Below are 17481 nucleotides of genomic sequence, written 5' to 3'. Positions count from 1 at the left end.
GTGCACACCGAGTTCCCGCGCACCGGGTGTGAGGTGAGTCACCCGGCTCGAGGTGAGTCGCGGGGCGGGTGCTCGTACGTACCCCCTGACGACGGGCCGATGCCGGGTGCGAGGATGGGCGGGCTATGACTGTCCGAGGGTGGTGCCGCGCGGTGCGGGCCGGCGTTTTCGCCGCCGTCTGCGTGCTGCTCGCCGCCCTCGGGCACGCGACCATGTCGGGCGAACCCGTCCCCTGGTGGACCCTGGCCGCGGGAGCGGCTGCGACCGGCGCGGTGGGCTGGCTGCTCGCCGGGCGGGAACGCGGACTCCCGCTCGTCGTCACGGTCGTGACCGCCGCGCAGCTCGTACTGCACGAGACCTTCTCCAAGGCGCAGACGCTCGCCGCGCCGCCGCTCTCCCACCCGCCGGCCCCGACGGGCACCGGCTCCCCGCACGCCCACTCCATGCCCACGGGGTCCCTGGGCACCCACTCCATGCACACGGGTTCCCTGGGCACCCACTCCCTGCACACGGGCTCCATGGGCGGGATGGACATGGGCGGCGCCGCCCACGCGGGCCACGGCATGCCCGGCCTGGGCCACGTGCACACCATGAGCGGGGCCTCCTCGGTCGGCATGTTCGCCGCGCACCTGCTGGCCGCGGTGCTGTGCGGGCTGTGGCTGGCCCACGGTGAACGGGCCGTCTTCCGGGTCCTGCGGGCGGCGGCGGCCTGGCTGGCGGCGCCGCTGCGACTGCTGCTGGCTCTGCCGACCCCCGTGGGCCGTCCGTCCGTCCGCAGGCGCCGTACCGCCGTCGTCGACGCCACGGTGCGGCTGCTCCTGTGCTCCTCCCTTACCTTCCGCGGGCCACCCGTGGGTGCCGCTGTCGTCTGAGACAGCAGGAGTCACCCGGAGCCACCTCGCCACGAGCCTGCGCCGCCCTCGCGCGCACGCAGCGCCCGGCCGGCGGCCCCGTCCCTCGTCTCGCCGCGCTCTTGTGCCGCCGCGAGCGGTCGGCCCCCTGGGGGCTCCGGGCATCGCCGTACCTCTCGCGTACGGACGCACCCAAGTACCCGGTGAACCGTGCCCCTTGGCGGCCGGACGCCGGAAGACCCGAGAAGGACATCACGTGATGATCTCCGTCCTGCCCGCCTCCGGGGCGGGCCGTGCCTCCGCGGACGCGTCGGCGACCGCCTGGGCACTGGCTGCCCGGGGAGGCGATCCCGACGCCGCCGACCGCTTCGTCCGCGCGCTCCACGGCGACGTGCTGCGCTACGTCACCTACCTCAGCGGCGACCCCCAGGCCGCCCACGACCTGACCCAGGACACCTTCGTGCGGGCGTTCGGCAGCCTGCACCACTTCGAGGGCCGGTCCTCGGCCCGTACGTGGCTGCTGTCGATCGCCCGCCGCGCGGTGGTGGACAGCCTGCGCCGCGCCTCGGCCCGTCCCCGGATCGCGGACGCCGTCGACTGGCACGCGGCACAGGAACGCGCCCAGCCGCGCGGCCTGCCGGGCTTCGACGACGGCGTGGCGCTGCTCGAACTCCTGGAGAGCCTGCCCGGCGAACGCCGGGAGGCGTTTCTGCTGACCCAGGTCGTCGGACTGTCGTACGAGGAGACGGCCGGCTTCGTCGGCTGTCCCGTCGGCACGGTCCGCTCCAGGGTGTCCCGCGCCCGCGTCAGTCTGGAGCGGCTGCTGCGGGAGGCCGAGGCGCTGAGCGCCGTCGCGGCCTGACCACGGAGGAACTCCCGGCGGCACGCCTGCCTGCAACGGCCGTGCCGCCGGGAGCCCGACGGCGCACCGGACGACCCCGCACCGGCGGAACGACCCGCACCCGTATCCGCACCGGCCAGAAACCGACCGGACGCAGCGGGAACTCTGCGGCCTCGCCCCCCGACTACTGATGCGACACCGGCCCGGCAACCGGCCACGGTGGGCGCGACACAGGAGAGGCCGCATGACACCCGAGACGGAGCACGCCTTCCAGGCGATCAGGGCGGAGTACGGCGCGGACTCCCTCAGCCGCGTGGAGCGGATGCTGGAGCCCGGGGGAGGCCCGGCACGGCGCCCCCTCCAGGCGGGAGCCAGGTGGATCCTGCCCGGAATCTCCCCGACCCCCTGGCACGAGCCGACGGGGCATCCGGAACTGGCCCCGGTCGTCGCGGCGTTCGAGGCCGCGCACCCGGTGATCAAGGACGAGCTGACCGCGGCCTGGTCGGGCCGCCGGGACGTGTTCGCCGACTACGAGCACTATCTGACCCGGCAGGAGAACTGGCAGGCCCTCTACCTCTACCGGGGCGGAGGACTCGTCGCGGAGTCGGCGGACACCGTGCCCACGGCGTACCGGGTCCTCGAAGAATTCGCCGTCGGCACCGAGAAGATATGTCCTCTGCTGGAATGCCATTTCTCGACGTTGCTGCCGGGGGCGGTCATCGCGCCGCACTGCGACCTGTGGAACTTCAGCATCAATCTGCATCTCGCCGTCGACATCCCGGACGGCTGCAGTATCACCGTGGCGGGCGAAACCCGTTCCTGGGAAGAGGGGAAGTGCCTCCTCTTCGACTACTCCTTCGAGCATGAGGCGCGCAACAGCGGCGACAGGCCACGGACATGCCTGCTCGTAGACCTGTGGCACCCGGAGACGACTGTTCCGGAGCGCCGGGCCCTCACGGTTCTCATCACGGAGGTCCGGCGACTCATGGAAGACCTCTGACCGCCTGACAACGGCACCGCGCGCCATCCGGCAGTCGTCTTGCCGCCGGTATTTTTCTGTGCAGGGGAGGGATCTCGACCAGTGCGGGCACGACGGTCGCTTCTGGTTCTGGCGTTGGCCCAGCTGGTCATCGCTCTCGACTACAACATCGTCTACGTGGCCCTGCCCGAGATCGGCGCCGGTCTGGGCTTCTCACCGCACAACCTGCAGTGGGTGGTGAGCGCCTACGTCGTGACGACGGGCGGCTTCCTGCTGCTGGGCGGCCGGACGGCCGATCTGCTGGGCCGGCGCCGCACCTTCGTCGCGGCGGCCCTCGTCTACGCCGGGTCGTCACTGCTGGGCGGAGTGACGGAGTCGGCATGGATGCTGGTCGCGGCCCGCGCGCTGCAGGGAGTCGGCGGCTCGCTGCTGTTCCCGGCCACCCTCGCCCTGATCAACACGCTCTATGCCGAGGGACCCGCCCGGAACCGGGCCCTGGCGGTCTGGGGTGCCGCGGGGGCCGGCGGCCTCTGCTTCGGATCGCTGCTGGGCGGAGTGCTCGTGGAGGCGTTCGGCTGGCCGTCGGTGTTCTTCGTCAACGTGCCCGTGGCGGCGGGGCTGGCGTGGGCGGGGCTGCGGCTCTTCCCCGCGGACGGTCCGCGCGGTGGCGCCCGACGGTTCGACGTCACCGGCGCGCTGGCCGCCACCGGCGGAATCACCCTGTTCGTGTTCCTGTTGGTGCACGCGCCCGACGCGGGCTGGGCCGGCCCGTCCGCCCTGCTGAGCGCGGCGCTCTCGGTCACGCTGCTGAGCGTCTTCGTCCTCGTCGAGACCCGCTCGCGCGACCCCCTGGTCCCGGCCCGGCTCTTCGCCCACCGGAGGCTGGTCGCCGCGATGGCGATCACCGCCCTGTACAGCGCCACCTTCAGTTCGCTGCCCTACTTCCTGACCCTGTACTTCCAGAACGTGCGCGGCTACGGCGCGTTGGCGACCGGCCTGGCGTTCCTCGTGCCGGCGGTGGTGACCGCCCTGGGCACCCAGGCCGGTGCACGGGCCGTGGCCCGCGTCGGGGTGCGGGCCATGCTGGTCGGCGGCATGGCGCTGGGCGGGGCGGGGGCCGCCGCCCTCGGGCTCGCGCTCACCGGGGACGGCCCGTACGTACTGCTGCTGCCGGGGATCGTGCTGCTGGGACTGGGTCAGGGCGCCGCCTGGACCGGCATGTGGATCGTCGCCGCGTCGGGAATTGCCGCCGACGACCAGGGCGTGGCCTCCGGCATGGCCTCCACGGCCCTCCAGGCGGGCGGCGCGGTCGGCCTCGCCCTGCTGATCGCCCTGTCGTCGGGCGTCGGGCAAGGCCCGTCGGACGAAGCCCTGTTGGCGGGCATACGCGGAGCCGTGTTCGCGGTCGCGGCCGTCCTGTGCTGCGGCGTACCGCTCACCCTGACCCTGACCTTGCGCAGAACCACGAACGCCGTCGTATGAACACCGCCCACCAACGTCTGAGCTCCACGAGAGGACCGGCAGTCATGCAGATCACGGACCAGCCAGGCGCCGTACTCGGCGTCACCGTCGAGGACTTCGACCACACCACCGCGTCCGACACGGACATCGGGACGCTCAAGCAGACCGTCTACACGAAGAAGATCGCCGTCCTGAAGGGCCAGGACCTCACCCCGGAGCAGTTCCTCGCCCTCGGCCGGCGCCTCGGCCGCCCCGAGACCTACTACGAACCGATGTACCAGCACCCGGACGTCCCGGAGATATTCGTCTCCTCCAACGTGCCGGAGAACGGCAAGCAGATCGGAGTGCCGAAGACCGGCAAGTTCTGGCACGCCGACTACCAGTTCATGCCCGACCCCTTCGGCATCACCCTGATCCATCCGCAGGTCGTTCCGGAGCAGAACCGCGGCACCTACTTCATCGACATGGGACGGGCGTACGAACGGCTGCCCGGGGAGCTGAAGAAGGAGATCGCCGGAACGCGCTGCCGGCACTCCGTGCGCAAGTACTTCAAGATCCGCCCGCACGACGTCTACCGCCCGATCTCCGAGATCCTCGAAGAGGTCGAGACCAGGACCCCACCCGTCGTCCGGCCCACCGCCTTCACCCACCCCATGACCGGCGAAACGGTCCTCTACCTCAGCGAGGGCTTCACCGTCGGCATCGAGGACGCGGACGGCGCACCGCTCGACGAGGAACTGCTCAAGCGCCTCTTCGAGGCCACCGGCCAGCTCGACGACACCTTCGAGCACGAGGGCATCCATCTCCAGAGCTTCGAGAAGGGCGACCTGCTGGTCTGGGACAACCGCAGCCTCATCCACCGCGCCCGCCACACCACGACCCCGGAACCGACCGTCTCCCACCGCGTCACCGTCCACGACGAGTGCAAGCTGTACGAGGGGATGCCCGCCGCGTGAACGCCTCCGCCACCGACCGCACCGACGCTCCGTCCGCCCCGTCGTACCCCACCGACGAGGAACTGCTGGCCCGGGTCCTGGAGCCCTACAAACCGCACTGCAAGTACCTGAAGTCCGCCGAGACCACGGCGGCCGGCGGACTCGCCGCCGCCCGCTGCGCGTTCACGATCGCCGAGTCCTGCTACATCGACGACACCGGCCACCTGAATTCGGTCGAAGCCAACATCGCCTACAACCAGATGATGTACTACCTGGTCGCCAAGTCCGTGAAGGAAGGACTGCTGACCGGCTTCGAGGACTGGACCCTCGACGACTTCTGGCGCCACCAGCTCCCGGACATCCTCATCGCCCGCCTCGCGTCCCACTTCAGGCGGCCCGTCGACCCCCGTGCGTTCACCGGGGAGTTGGAGTTCCGCTCCGTGACCCGGCGCGCCCCCGGCGGCGGCAGCCCCTTCCTCCACGCCCGGACCGCCTTCCGCTACCAGGACGCCCATGGCGGTCGGTGCGACGGCGAGGCGACCCTCGCGTTCGTCAACATCACCTGAACACACCGGAGGCAGAGCTCTCATGGAGACATCCACAGCGCCCCGGCCGCAAAGCGCGAGGGTCCACCACCCCGAACCTGGCACCCTCGTCCACACGGCGCGCTTCCACGCCGCACGGCAGCCCGAGGCCACGGCGGTGATCTGCGAGGGCCGCACCGTGACGTACGCCGACCTGCACCGCGAGAGCAACCGCATGGCCCACGCCCTGCGCACCGCGGGCCTCGGCGAGGGCGACCGGGTGGCCTACCTGGGCAAGGAGTCGGAGCACTACTACGAGGTCCTCTTCGCCTGCGCCAAGACCGGCACCGTGCTGGTCCCGGTCAACTGGCGGCTCACCGCACCCGAGGTGAGCCACATCCTCCAGGACTCGGGCACCCGGCTGCTGTTCCTGGAGGACGAGTTCACCCCGATCGTCGAAGGCATGCCGACCGAGCCGCCGGAGACCGTCGTACCGGTGACCTCGATCCGCAGCTGGCGTGCGCAACACCCTGACGGCGAAACGGAGTTCGAGGCCACTCCCGACACGCCGGTCGCCCAGCTCTACACCAGCGGCACCACCGGTCTGCCCAAAGGCGTCGTCCTCGCCCACCGGAGCTTCTTCGCGATCCGCGACGGCCTCGCGAGCGAGGGACTGGACTGGATCGACTGGCGGGCGGGCGACCTCGCGCTGATCGGGATTCCCGGCTTCCACGTCGGAGGGCTGTGGTGGGCCACCCAGAACTTCAACGCCGGTACGACCGTGGTGGCGATGCGGGCCTTCGCCGCCCGGCAGGCCGTGGACCTGATCCGCGACCTCGGCATCACCACCGCCTGCGTGGTGCCCGCCATGCTCCGCATGATGCTGAACGAACCCGGAGTGAGCGCGCAGGACTTCAGCACCCTGCGCAAGACGGTCTACGGCGGCTCACCGATCTCGGAGGCCCTCCTCGAGGAGAGCCTCACCGTCCTGGACTGCGAGTTCGCCCAGATCTACGGGCTGACCGAGACCGGCAACACCGCCGTCTGCCTGCCACCGGCCGCCCACGTCCCCGGCGGACCGCTCATGCAGGCCGCCGGCCGCCCCTACCCCGGCGTGCGTGCCAAGGTGATCGACCACCGGGGACGTGAACTGCCGCCGGGGGCGGTGGGGGAGGTCTGCCTGCACACGCCCGCCCGGATGGTCGAGTACTGGGGACTGCCCGAGAAGACGGCCGAGACGCTCGTCGACGGCTGGGTCCACACCGGTGATGCGGGGTACGTCGACCGGGAGGGCTACGTCTTCATCCGCGACCGGATCAAGGACGCGATCCTCGTCGCCGGTGAGAACGTCTACCCCGCCGAGATCGAGAACGTGCTGGAACACCACCCCGGGGTGGGAGAGGCGGTCGTCGTCGGCGTCCCCGACGCGCGCTGGGGAGAGAAGGTGCACGTCTTCGTCGTACCCGCGGCAGGCGAGCGGCCCAGCCCCCGGGACCTGCACACGTTCCTCGTCCCGCGCCTCGCGGCGTTCAAACTGCCCGCGAGCTACGAGTTCACCGACCGTATCCCGCGCAACCCCAGCGGCAAGATCCTGCGCCGGGAGCTGCGCGACCGCTTCTGGAACGACTCCGCGCGCAAGGTCAACTGACCGGCCCGTCCGCACGGCCGCCCGACTCGGCCACGACACGGGCGGGCCGGCGAGCCGCGGCCCCTCACCGGACGAGTCACTGAAGAGAGAGCCAAGATGCCCGAACCCATCACCCTGGACGGCTTCCGCGCGGACCTCGCGGAGTGCCTGTTCCTGGAGCCCGGCGAAGTCGACCTGGAGGACAGCCCTTTGGACTCGGGTCTTGACTCCCTGCGCATCGTCACCCTGCTGGAGCGCTGGCAGGCGGCGGGCGCCGACATCAGCTTCGTCGACCTCGCCGAGCGCACCTCCTTCGCCCAGTGGTGGCAGCTGCTCACCGAACGCACGCAAGGGGCGAACCGTGCCGACGCCTGACCGCCGGTCCGCACCGCCGCCCGCGCACCGTCCGTTGCTGGCCGCCCAGGAGGGCATCTGGGCCGGCCAGCAGCTCGACACGGAGAGCCCCGCCTACAACACCGCCGAGTACCTGCGCATCGCCGGTCCGGTCGACACGGCCGTCTTCGACCGGGCCCTGCACCGCGTCGTCGCCGAGACCGAGGCCCTGAACGCCACCTTCGACACCGACGACACCGGCCGCCCCCGGCAGATCCCCACTCCGGCCGGCGACTGGCGCACCCACATCGCCGACCTCACCGCCGAGCCCGATCCGCACGCCGCGGCCCTGGCCTGGATGGACCGGGACACGGCCCGCGCCGTCGACCTCACGCGGGGCCCGGTCTTCGGCCACGCCCTGCTGCGCACCGGACCTCAGGAGCACCTCTGGTACCACCGCGTCCACCACATAGCCCTCGACGGCTTCGGCCTCTCCCTCGTGGCCCGCAGGGTGGCCGAGGTGTACAGCTGCCTCATGGCGGGCGACCCCGTACCGGAGAGCGGCTTCGGCACCCTGGACTCCGTCCGCGGGGAGGAAGCCGCCTACCTGGCCTCCGCGCGGCACACCCAGGACCGGACCTACTGGACCGACCGCTACGCCGACCACCCGCCGGTCGCCACCCCGGCGGACCGCTCGGCCCTGCCCGCCCACACCTTCCACCGCCACGTCACCGACCTCGACCCGGCCGCGGCACACCGGCTGCGCACCGGCGCCCGCGAGCTGTCCGTCACCTGGTCCGAGGTGCTGCTCGCGGTGACGGCCGCCCACCTGCACCGGCTCACCGGGGCACCGGAGATCGTGCTGAGCCTGCCGGCGACGGGCCGCCTCGGCTCGGTCTCCCTGCGCGTGCCCGCGACGGTGCGCAACATCCTGCCCCTGCGCGTCCCCGTGGCTCCCGACGACGGCCTGCGCGACCTCGCGCCCCGCGTCTCGCGCGAACTGCGCGCCGGACTGCCCCACCAGCGCTACCGCTACGAGCGGTTGCGGCGCGATCTGAAACTGGTGGGGGGCGGGCGCAGGCTCTCCGGGCCCGGCGTGAACATCATGCCGTTCGAGTACGACCTGAGGTTCGCCGGGCACCCCAGCACCGTCCACAACGTGTCCGCGGGCCCCGTCGACGACCTCGCGGTCAACGTCTACGACCGCGGCGACGGCACCGGACTGCGCGTCGCGGTCGACGCCAACCCCGACCTGTACACGGAGGCGGAGACGGCAGCCTTCCAGGAGGGTCTGCTCGCCCTGCTGGAACAGGCGCTCACCGACCCCGGCCGGCCGCTCGGCGGACCGCGGGCGCACCGGACCGTCGCCGTCCTCGACGGCGGGCCGCTGCCCGCCCCCGCCCGACCGGTGCTGAGCCTGATCGCCGACCACGCGACCCGCGGGGGTGGGGCCGTCGCCGTCGAGCACGCCGGAGAACGCCTCACCTACGCCCGGCTGTTGGGCGCGGCACGGGACGTCGCCCGCCGGGTGACCGCCCTGGGCGTCGGCGGGGGCGACGTGGTGGCGGTCGCGCTGCCCCGGGGCACGGACGCCGTCACCGCCGTCCTCGGCGTGCTGATGTCCGGCGCCGCGTACTGCCCCCTCGACCCGAAGGCGCCCGCCGAGCGCACCGCCCGCCTGCTGGCCGACACCGCTCCCGCACTCGTCCTGACCACCGCCGACCGTGCGGCCGACTTCGCGGACCACACCGTGCTTCCCCTCCACGAACCGGACCCCGCCCCGGCCGGTGCCCACACGTCGTCCGCGAAGGGGGATTCCGCCGGGGCCGGCAGCACCGCGCGGCGCCGGTCCGAACTCGGGCCCCTCGACGGCCACGAGTCCCAGGGACCGGGCCCCCGCCACTTCGCCGCGCCCGCCGTCGAGGACCCCGCGTACGTGCTGCACACCTCGGGTTCCACCGGGCGTCCCAAGGGCGTGCAGGTCTCCCACGGCGCCCTGGCGCACTTCGTCGCCGCGGCCACCCACCGCTACGGGCTGCGCCGCGAGGACCGTGTCCTGCAGTTCGCCCCGCTGCACTTCGACGCCAGCGTCGAGGAGATCTTCCTGACCCTCTGCGCCGGCGCCACCCTGGTGATCCGGCCCGACGACATGACCGAGTCGGTGCCCGGTTTCCTCGACGCCTGCGCCCGGCTGAGGGTGACCGTGCTCGACCTGCCCACCGCCTACTGGCACGAGGTCGCCCACACGGTCTCCACCGGAGCCGCCGCCCTGCCCCGGGCCGTACGCACCGTCGTCGTCGGCGGCGAGCCGGCCCTCCCGGAGCGCGTCGAGCGCTGGCGGAAGGCCGTCGGGACCTCGGTCGCCCTGCTGAACACCTACGGGCCGACCGAGGCCACCGTGGTCGCCACCGTCGCCGGCCTGCACGACCCCGGCCTCGGCACGGGAGACGTCCCCGTCGGCCTGCCGCTGCCCGGCACCCGCGCCGCCGTGCTCGACGGCGAGCTGTACCTGCTGGGCCCCGCCCTCGCCGACGGATACCGGCCCGAGGTGCCGGACAGCGCGCGCTTCGCCCCGCTCACCGCCCTGCCGGACGGCCCCCGGGCCTACCGCACCGGGGACCTGGTCCGCATCGGCGAGGACGGGCAACTGCGCCACCTCGGCCGCGCCGACGACGAGTTCAAGATCAGCGGGCAACGGGTGCAGCCCGCCGAGGTGGAGAGCGCGCTGCTCTTCCATCCCGGGGTCCGGGAGGCGGCCGTCGCCGGGCAGGTCCTGCCGGACGGCACCCGGCGCCTGGTGGCCCGCCTCGTGCCCGAGGGCCCGGCGCCGTCCGCCGCCGACGTCCGGGAACACCTGCGGGCCAGACTCCCCGCCGCGATGGTCCCGTCCGCCGTCGAGTTCGTCGGACGGCTGCCCCGCACCGGCTCCGGCAAGATCGACCGGGCCGCGCTCGCCGCGCCGCCCGCACGCCGGGCACCGACCACCGGAAGTCCGCTGGAGCAGACCGTCACCGGCGTCTGGTGCCGGATCCTCGGCATCGACGCCGTCGCGGTCGACGACGACGTGTTCGACCTGGGCGCCCAGTCCCTCCAGGCCATCCAGGCCGCCAACCGGCTCGGCACGGAACTCGGCCGGGACGTGAAGGTCGCCTGGCTCTTCCAGCACCCCACCGCCGGGGGCCTGGCCCGGTTCCTCGCCCAGGGGCAACAGCCGCGCGCCGCCGGCCCCGCAGGGCTCCCGCCGGCCCTCCTGGCCGACGCCCGGCTCGACCCGGACATCCGGCCCGGCACCAGGAGCGCTCCCCGCGACGCACCCCGGCGCATCCTGCTCACCGGAGCCACCGGATTCGTGGGCGCGCACCTGCTGGCCCAACTGCTGTCCGACACGGGGGCCGAGATCGTGTGCACGGTACGGGCGGCCGACGTACCCGAGGCGACCGGCCGCGTCCACGCGGCACTCGCCCGGCACGGCATCACACTCGACGAGCGGACGTCGGCCCGCCTGACGGCCCTGCCCGCCGACCTCGCCCACCCCGGCCTCGGCCTGCCCCCGGACACCCTGGCCGGCCTCGCCGCGAGCTGCGACGCCGTCTTCCACAACGCCGCGACCGTCAGCATCATGCGCGACTACGCCACCCTGCGCGCCGCCAACGTCGAGTCGACCCGGCGGCTGGTGCGACTCGCCGCCGTCCACGCGACACCCCTGCACTACGTCTCCACCCTGTCCGTGGCGCCGCCGGCGAGCCGTGCTCCGGAGGTCCCGGAGGCGTTCCTGCCGCCCCACGAGGGCCTGCGCCACGGCTACCAGCAGTCCAAGTGGGCCGCCGAACGGCTGCTCCAGCAGGCGGCCGAGCGCGGTCTGCCGGTGACCGTCCACCGACTGGGCCGCGTGATCGGACGGGCCGGCACGGGAGGCGTCAACGAGCGGGACTTCCTGTGGAGCGTGCTGCGCGCGGGCATACCCGAAGGCATCGTCCCGGAGTTGTTCGAGGACGAGATCTGGACCCCCGTGGACTTCGTCGCCCGTGCCCTCGTCCACCTGTCCCTCACCCCGGAGACGGCGGCCACGGGCCCGGTCTTCCACCACGCCACCCTGCCCCGGGTACGGCTCGCGGACGTCTACGACTGGGTACGCGCCTACGGGTATCCCGTACGCGCCCTGCCGCTGGCGCGCTGGCGGGAGCGACTGCCCCGCTCGGCGGACGTCGCGGCCACGACGCTGGCCTTCTTCGACGCCGCCGAACCCAACGCCGCGGGGCCCGACTCCACCGGGCTCGATTCCCACGACCGGACGACTGCCACGGAACTGCGCCTCGGCCACGTCCGAGCGGACCGAGTGCGTGCCGGGCTGGCGGGAAGCGGCATCACCTGCCCGCCCGTCGACCGCGCCCTGTTCTTCCGCCACCTGGACCACTGCGTGACGGCGGGTGTGCTGCCCGCCCCGGCCGCGAAATAGTCCGCAACGGCCAGGAACCCGCCGCCACTTCCCCCCGACTACTGCAACGGAACCCGCCAGCCCAGAGCACGTCCCTCGCACTAGGAGCCCGCATGCCGATGAACCGGCCGGTCGCCACCGCCCTGGCCGCATCCCTCTGCCTCCTCACGGCGGCATGCGGCTCCTCCTCCGACGGCAAGGCGGGTGACGCGACGGCCGAGGCTGCCGCGTCGAAGACCGGCTACCCGGTCACCCTCGACAACTGCGGACAGAAGGAGACCTTCGACAAGGCCCCCGGCCGCGTCGTCGTCATGAACGGCGCCTCCGTCGCCGAGGTCTCCACGCTCCTCGCGCTGGGCCTGGGAGACAGGATCGTCGCCAACCAGCAGACCTACGGGAACTCCGAGGTCCCCGGCCGCGCCGAGGCCATAGAGAAGCTCCCCGACGGCGGCGTCAAGCAGAACGACGCCTTCGACGTACCGCGCGAGACCATGATCGGCCTGCGCCCCGACCTGGTGCTGTCCACCACCGCGTACGGCTTCGACGAGAAGAACGGTTTCGCCACCCGCGACCAGCTGAAGGACGTCGGCGCCCGCAGCTACGTGTCCCCGCAGGGCTGCGACCAGGACACCTCGAAGATGACCATTGCCGACAGCTACCGGCTGCTGCGCGACATGGGCAACGTCTTCAACGTGAGCGACAAGGCGGAGGAGCTGATCGCCGCCTCCGAGAAGAAGATCGCTGCCGTCGCGGACAAGGTGAAGGACAAGGCGAAGGGCGAGAAGAAGCCCAAGGTCATGGTGCTGTTCTCCAACATGTCCATGGGCGGCAACGACTTCAGCTCGGTCGTCGCCAAGGGCATCTACAACGACATCCTCGCCGAGGCCGGCGGCGCCAACGCCTTCGAGAACGCCTCCGAGGGCTCCTTCGCCGACCTGAGCAAGGAGAAGGTGGCCGCCACCGACGTCGACGCCCTCGTCGTCATCGGCTACAACGACCCGGACCCGGCGGCCTACGCCGAGAAGCTGCTCAAGGAGTTCCCCCAGTGGCCGGCCGCCAGGAACAGCACGTACGTGACGCTCTCCGACTCGATGTACCTCGGCCCCAGCAACGACCTGGCGGTGGAGAAGATCGCGAAGATGCTGCACCCCGACGCCCTCTGAGCCGTCTCAAAGGCGCACTGGCGTTCGTCCTCCTCCCCGTCGCACTGGCCGCCACCATGATCGTGGCGATCAGCATCGGCGCGGTCAACGTCCCCCTCGGTGACGTGTGGGGAGTCGTCCTCCACCACGTCACCGGCGCGGGTACGGCGCCCTCCGACCCCGCGCTCGACCAGATCGTCTGGAACTTCCGCACGCCGCGGGTGGTCCTGGCGGCCCTGGTCGGCGCGGGCCTGGCGGTGACCGGGGCAGTACTGCAGACCGTGGTGTCCAACCCGCTCGCCGACCCCATCGTGCTGGGCTTCTCCTACGGCGCGACGCTGGGCGCCGTCCTCGTCATCACCCTCGGCGGCGGCGCCGTACTCGCGGGCCTCGGAGTGTCCGCGGCGGCCTTTCTCGGCGCGGTCGCGGCGGGTGCGCTGGTCTTCGCCCTCGGGCAGCGGCGGGGACGGCTGGCCCCGGTCCGCCTCGTACTGGCGGGCGTCGCCATCGGCTACGTCTTCCTCTCCGCGACCAGCTTCGTCCAACTGCGGGCGACGCCGACCGAACTGCGCACGGTCATGTTCTGGATGCTGGGCAGCGTGGCCGGGGCCAAGTGGGACCAGATCCCCACGGTCACCGTGGTCGTGCTCGTCACGACCACCCTGCTGGCCCTCTTCGGCCGACGCCTCAACGTCCTGCTGGCCGGGGACGAGTCGGCGACCGCGCTCGGGGTCGACGTCAACCGGCTGCGGGCCGTCCTGCTCGTCCTCAGCGCACTGCTGACCGGCACGGTCATCGCCGTCGCGGGCAGCATCGGCTTCGTCGGCCTGATGATCCCCCACCTGGTCCGGCTCACCACCGGCGCCGACCACCGCCGCCTGCTGCCTCTGACCGCCCTGCTGGGAGCCCTCTACCTGGTCCTCGTGGACCTGCTCTCGCGCACCGTCAACCGCCCCAACGAACTGCCGCTGGGCATCCTCACCGCTCTCCTCGGCGCCCCCTTCTTCCTGTGGCTGCTGCGCCGCAACAAGGGTTTGGACTGACCGCATGAAACTCGTCGTCGACCGGCTCCACGTCACGCTGGACCGCACCCCGGTCCTGCGTGGCGTGACTCTCGAGGCCCGCAAGGGCGACATCGTCGGCCTCGTCGGCCCCAACGGCAGCGGCAAGTCCACCCTGCTGCGCACCGTCTACCGCTCGCTGCGCCCGGCGGACGGAGCCGTCAGAGTGGGGGACGACGACGTATGGGAACTGCCGCCCCGCGCCGCGGCCCGCCGAACGGCCGCCGTCCTCCAGGACGCGGGCGGCAGCACCGCCGGCCTGACCGTCGCCGAGATCGTGGCCCTCGGCCGCGCCCCCCACCACGGTCTGCTCGGCCGGGACGGGCCGGCGGACCACGCGGCCGTGTCCGACGCCATCGACCGCTGCGGAGTGCGGCCCTTCGCCGACCGCGACTACGCCTCCCTGTCCGGCGGTGAACGCCAACGCGTGCTGCTGGCCCGCGCGCTGGCCCAGGAGCCCGGACTCCTCGTGCTGGACGAACTCACCAACCACCTCGACATCCGTGCCCGGTTCGAGCTCCTCGACCTCATCCGCGCCACCGGTGTCACCACCCTCGCCGTCCTGCACGACCTCGACCTCGCCGCCCGGCTCTGCGACCACCTGGTCGTCCTGAGCGAGGGGACGGTGGCGGCGGCCGGCCCCGTTCTGGAGGTGCTGACCCCGGATCTCCTCGCCGCCGTCTTCGGCGTCAGCGCCGGCACCGAACGGCACGCCGACGGTGTCATCCGCATCACCTACGCGGCCCACCCCCTGGCCCACGGCCTCGCCCACGGCTGGAGTGGGCAGCACGACGAGGACCGTCCGGGTCGGGCCCTCGGCTAGCGCTCAGCGCCCGGAGCACTACTCGGCGCGGTACGCCTCGGTGTGGCTCAGGATCAGGCGGGTCAGCGCGGCGGGGCGGTCGAGCTGGAGGAAGTGGCCGGCGCCCCGCAGCCGCTCGAAGCGCCAGGGGCCGTCGACCCACTCGCCCGAGCGCGCGATCTGTTCGAGGCTGCTGTAGACGTCTCCCTCCGGCCAGATTCCGAGCGTCGGCACCTGAACCCGGGGGACCGGGCTGATCTTCGCGTGCACGGGGTGGACGTTGGCCCGATAGAAGTTCAGCATCGCCCGCACCGCGCCGGGCCTCTCCAGATCGGCGATCCAGGCGTCGGCCTCGGGGTGGTTGCCCACCCACCAGCGGAACGTCGACCAGGGGCCGCCCTCGCCCTCTGCCTCGCTGCGCAACCAGTCCTCGGCGTCGGAGAACAGCAGCCGCAGCATGTACCACGACAACTGCTTCTGCTCGTACGCCGCGTACCTCCGCGCGCCGGGGTGGCCGATGCTCAGCGCCACGTAGGACCTGACCCGGTCGGGGCGGTGGGCGGCCATGGCCCATGTCGACGCCGCCCCGCGGTCATGACCCACGAGATGGAAGGTCTCCGCGCCGAGTTCGTCGACGATCGCCCACAGGCGTTCCTGGTCCTTCGCGATCGTGTAGTTCGCCGCCTCGGCCGGCAGGTCCGAGTCCCCCTGCCCGAGGAGGTCGGGGGCGACGACCCGGTACCCGGCTTCCAGAAGCCCGGGGATCTGGCCGCGGTAGACCGCCGACGAGTCGGGGATGCCGGGGACCAGAACGATGGTCTCCGGGCCGGTCCCCGCGGTGAAGACGTTCAGCCGGTGCCCGTCGACCGTGACCGTGTGGCGGTCCATGCCGGTGAGGCGGTGAACTGCCGGGTGGAGGACGGGCGAGGAGTGCCCCTGTGCCATGACGATGCTCCGTTTCTCTCAGATGCCGTGGTGGTCACAACTGCCGGTACGCGATGGAGGATCAGCGCGGTGAGCTGGGTGAACGCATGATGGCGAGTCGCTAATGACCAAATGGTCATTAGGAGCGTACGCGGCGTCCGCATTGATGACCAGTCGTATACTTCGAGGATGAACCCCTCAGAGGAAGGCGGGCGGGCTCCCGGCCGCGCGGCGGAGTCGCCGGATGAACCGTCGGCTGCCCGTCGGCGGCGCGATCCCGAGGCGAGTCGGCGGGCGATCCTCGATGCCGCCCGCCGTGAGCTGTACGAGCGCGGCTACAGCCGTATGACGATCCGCGGTGTGGCCGCCCGTGCCGGTGTGACGCACGGACTCGTCATGCGTCACTTCGGCTCGAAGGAGGGGTTGCTCCGCGCGTCGGTCCAGGGGCCGGGCGAGCTCGACGCGGTCCTGGCCGGTGATGCGGAGGGGCTGCCGGAGCGCATCGCGACGGCGTTCGTCGAGCGGATGGAGGCGGCGAGGAGCTCCGATCCGATGGTGGCCCTGATCCGCAGCGCGGCGGCGGACGATCCTCTCGCGACCGACCTGTACCTGACGATGCAGGCGCAGAGTGCGCGCGCCTATCGCGTGGTGCTGACCGGACCGGACGTCGAGGAGCGGGTCGATCTGCTCGGCTCGGTGCTGCTGGGCGTCACGTTCAGCCGGTACGTGGTCCGCGCCGGAGCGCTCGCCGCGATGGAACCGGCGGAACTGGCCCGGCATCTGGCCGAGTTGCTGCGCCCGATCGTCCACCCGGCCGACGGGGCCTCCGCGCCCGGAGGGTGAGGCCCTGACTGTCAGGGGGGGAGGGGGCGGCACTCTCAGGTGCTCGGACGCCGCCACGGGACACGCGATGGTGAGCGGGTCGGCGCTTGTCGCTAAGTAACCACATGGACATTAGTCGGCAATCGCCGTAACCTCACTAGTGTCCAAGTGGTCACTAAGAAGTGCGCGGCCTCGCGCCAGGTCCAACCTCCCTCCTTGAGAAGGCAGTTCCGCCATGACCCCTGAACCCCTCAGTCCCGACAACACCACCGTCGTCCTGGTCGACTACGCCGTCGGTTTCGCCAATCTGCTGCGGTCCCATCCCCTTGCCGAGCACCTCAACAACGTCGTCGGACTGGCCAAGACGGCGAAGTGGTACGGGAGCGGCCTGGTCGTGACCAACGGCGAGTCCGGCAAGCCGTCCGGTCCGCTCTACCCGGAGCTGCTGGAGGCCCTTGGCGACCAGCCGGTGATCGAGAGGGCGGTCGACTTCAACTCCTTCCTCGACGCGTCGTTCGCCCGGGCGGTCCGGGCGGAGGGCCGGCCGAACCTGGTGATCGGCGGCGTCGCCACCGACGGGTGCGTGCTGCAGACCGTGCTCGGCGGCCTGCGGGAGGGTTACCGCGTGCACGTCGTCGTCGACGCCTCCGGGAGCCCCTCGCCGGAGGCCCACAACGCTGCGGTGCAGCGCATGATCCAGGCCGGTGCCGTGCCGGTGACCTGGTTCTCCGTGGCGGCCGAGTT

General features: G+C 72.2%; 15 protein-coding genes. 14 read left to right on the top strand and 1 reads right to left on the bottom strand.

Features of this window, described 5'->3' with window-relative positions:
* The first annotated feature begins 125 nt into the window (after nt 1-125).
* The 12 genes from IG94_RS0111920 to IG94_RS0111865 all read left to right on the top strand — a co-directional run bounded on the left by IG94_RS0111920 (nt 126) and on the right by IG94_RS0111865 (nt 15012).
* On the top strand, nt 126-872 hold the full coding sequence (locus tag IG94_RS0111920) for a hypothetical protein (protein ID WP_031034425.1): 747 nt from the start codon (nt 126-128) through the stop codon (nt 870-872).
* Nucleotides 873-1110: 238 nt separating this feature from the next.
* A complete protein-coding gene (locus IG94_RS0111915; protein ID WP_052410649.1) occupies nt 1111-1713 on the top strand; it encodes a sigma-70 family RNA polymerase sigma factor in 603 nt (200 codons plus the stop codon).
* Between the two features lie 223 nt (nt 1714-1936).
* Complete coding sequence (locus IG94_RS0111910; RefSeq protein WP_031034420.1) at nt 1937-2692, top strand: aspartyl/asparaginyl beta-hydroxylase domain-containing protein; 756 nt, start codon at nt 1937-1939, stop codon at nt 2690-2692.
* Between the two features lie 81 nt (nt 2693-2773).
* Complete coding sequence (locus IG94_RS0111905; RefSeq protein WP_031034419.1) at nt 2774-4153, top strand: MFS transporter; 1380 nt, start codon at nt 2774-2776, stop codon at nt 4151-4153.
* Nucleotides 4154-4197: 44 nt separating this feature from the next.
* On the top strand, nt 4198-5088 hold the full coding sequence (gene scoE / locus IG94_RS0111900) for a (3R)-3-[(carboxymethyl)amino]fatty acid oxygenase/decarboxylase (RefSeq protein WP_031034418.1): 891 nt from the start codon (nt 4198-4200) through the stop codon (nt 5086-5088).
* Complete coding sequence (gene scoD, locus IG94_RS0111895) at nt 5085-5633, top strand: (2E)-enoyl-ACP glycyltransferase (protein ID WP_052410648.1); 549 nt, start codon at nt 5085-5087, stop codon at nt 5631-5633. Before scoE ends, scoD begins: the two co-directional genes overlap by 4 nt.
* Nucleotides 5634-5655: 22 nt before the next feature.
* A complete protein-coding gene (locus IG94_RS0111890; RefSeq protein ID WP_031034415.1) occupies nt 5656-7239 on the top strand; it encodes a long-chain-fatty-acid--CoA ligase in 1584 nt (527 codons plus the stop codon).
* A 96-nt stretch (nt 7240-7335) separates the two neighbouring features.
* The gene (locus IG94_RS0111885) at nt 7336-7593 is read left to right on the top strand and encodes a phosphopantetheine-binding protein (RefSeq protein WP_031034414.1); all 258 of its coding nucleotides are present in this window, start codon (nt 7336-7338) and stop codon (nt 7591-7593) included.
* Entirely contained in the window at nt 7580-12007 is a 4428-nt protein-coding gene (locus tag IG94_RS0111880) for a non-ribosomal peptide synthetase (RefSeq protein WP_052410647.1), read from the top strand. Before IG94_RS0111885 ends, IG94_RS0111880 begins: the two co-directional genes overlap by 14 nt.
* A 92-nt stretch (nt 12008-12099) precedes the next feature.
* A complete protein-coding gene (locus tag IG94_RS0111875) occupies nt 12100-13149 on the top strand; it encodes an ABC transporter substrate-binding protein (RefSeq protein ID WP_031034411.1) in 1050 nt (349 codons plus the stop codon).
* A 56-nt stretch (nt 13150-13205) separates the two neighbouring features.
* Nucleotides 13206-14171 carry a FecCD family ABC transporter permease gene (locus tag IG94_RS0111870; RefSeq protein ID WP_031034410.1) on the top strand — a complete coding sequence of 322 codons (966 nt, stop codon included), beginning with the start codon at nt 13206-13208 and terminating at the stop codon, nt 14169-14171.
* Between the two features lie 4 nt (nt 14172-14175).
* Entirely contained in the window at nt 14176-15012 is an 837-nt protein-coding gene (locus IG94_RS0111865; RefSeq protein ID WP_052410646.1) for an ABC transporter ATP-binding protein, read from the top strand.
* A gap of 18 nt (nt 15013-15030) precedes the next feature.
* Here the strand turns inward: IG94_RS0111865 and IG94_RS0111860 are convergent, their stop codons facing one another.
* The gene (locus IG94_RS0111860) at nt 15031-15936 is read right to left on the bottom strand and encodes an alpha/beta fold hydrolase (RefSeq protein WP_052410645.1); all 906 of its coding nucleotides are present in this window, start codon (nt 15934-15936) and stop codon (nt 15031-15033) included.
* Between the two features lie 168 nt (nt 15937-16104).
* On the opposite strand from IG94_RS0111860, the gene IG94_RS0111855 reads away from it, so the two are divergent.
* On the top strand, nt 16105-16758 hold the full coding sequence (locus IG94_RS0111855; RefSeq protein ID WP_078892271.1) for a TetR/AcrR family transcriptional regulator: 654 nt from the start codon (nt 16105-16107) through the stop codon (nt 16756-16758).
* Nucleotides 16759-16972: 214 nt separating this feature from the next.
* Nucleotides 16973-17481 (top strand): isochorismatase family protein (locus IG94_RS0111850; protein WP_031034401.1); only part of this gene is annotated, 509 nt, incomplete at its 3' end.

This window comes from Streptomyces olivaceus (genome assembly GCF_000721235.1).
Taxonomy (GTDB): domain Bacteria; phylum Actinomycetota; class Actinomycetes; order Streptomycetales; family Streptomycetaceae; genus Streptomyces; species Streptomyces olivaceus.
This window is presented reverse-complemented; position numbering and strand designations above follow the sequence as displayed.

Excerpts from the sequence above, each read along its gene's own strand:
- IG94_RS0111920 (WP_031034425.1), top strand. The coding sequence starts at position 126 with ATGACTGTCCGAGGGTGGTGCCGCGCGGTGCGGGCCGGCGTTTTCGCC.
- IG94_RS0111915 (WP_052410649.1), top strand. The coding sequence starts at position 1,111 with ATGATCTCCGTCCTGCCCGCCTCCGGGGCGGGCCGTGCCTCCGCGGAC.
- IG94_RS0111910 (WP_031034420.1), top strand. The coding sequence starts at position 1,937 with ATGACACCCGAGACGGAGCACGCCTTCCAGGCGATCAGGGCGGAGTAC.
- scoE (WP_031034418.1), top strand. The coding sequence starts at position 4,198 with ATGCAGATCACGGACCAGCCAGGCGCCGTACTCGGCGTCACCGTCGAG.
- IG94_RS0111890 (WP_031034415.1), top strand. The coding sequence starts at position 5,656 with ATGGAGACATCCACAGCGCCCCGGCCGCAAAGCGCGAGGGTCCACCAC.
- IG94_RS0111885 (WP_031034414.1), top strand. The coding sequence starts at position 7,336 with ATGCCCGAACCCATCACCCTGGACGGCTTCCGCGCGGACCTCGCGGAG.
- IG94_RS0111875 (WP_031034411.1), top strand. The coding sequence starts at position 12,100 with ATGCCGATGAACCGGCCGGTCGCCACCGCCCTGGCCGCATCCCTCTGC.
- IG94_RS0111870 (WP_031034410.1), top strand. The coding sequence starts at position 13,206 with ATGATCGTGGCGATCAGCATCGGCGCGGTCAACGTCCCCCTCGGTGAC.
- IG94_RS0111865 (WP_052410646.1), top strand. The coding sequence starts at position 14,176 with ATGAAACTCGTCGTCGACCGGCTCCACGTCACGCTGGACCGCACCCCG.
- IG94_RS0111860 (WP_052410645.1), bottom strand. The coding sequence starts at position 15,936 with ATGGCACAGGGGCACTCCTCGCCCGTCCTCCACCCGGCAGTTCACCGC.
- IG94_RS0111855 (WP_078892271.1), top strand. The coding sequence starts at position 16,105 with ATGAACCCCTCAGAGGAAGGCGGGCGGGCTCCCGGCCGCGCGGCGGAG.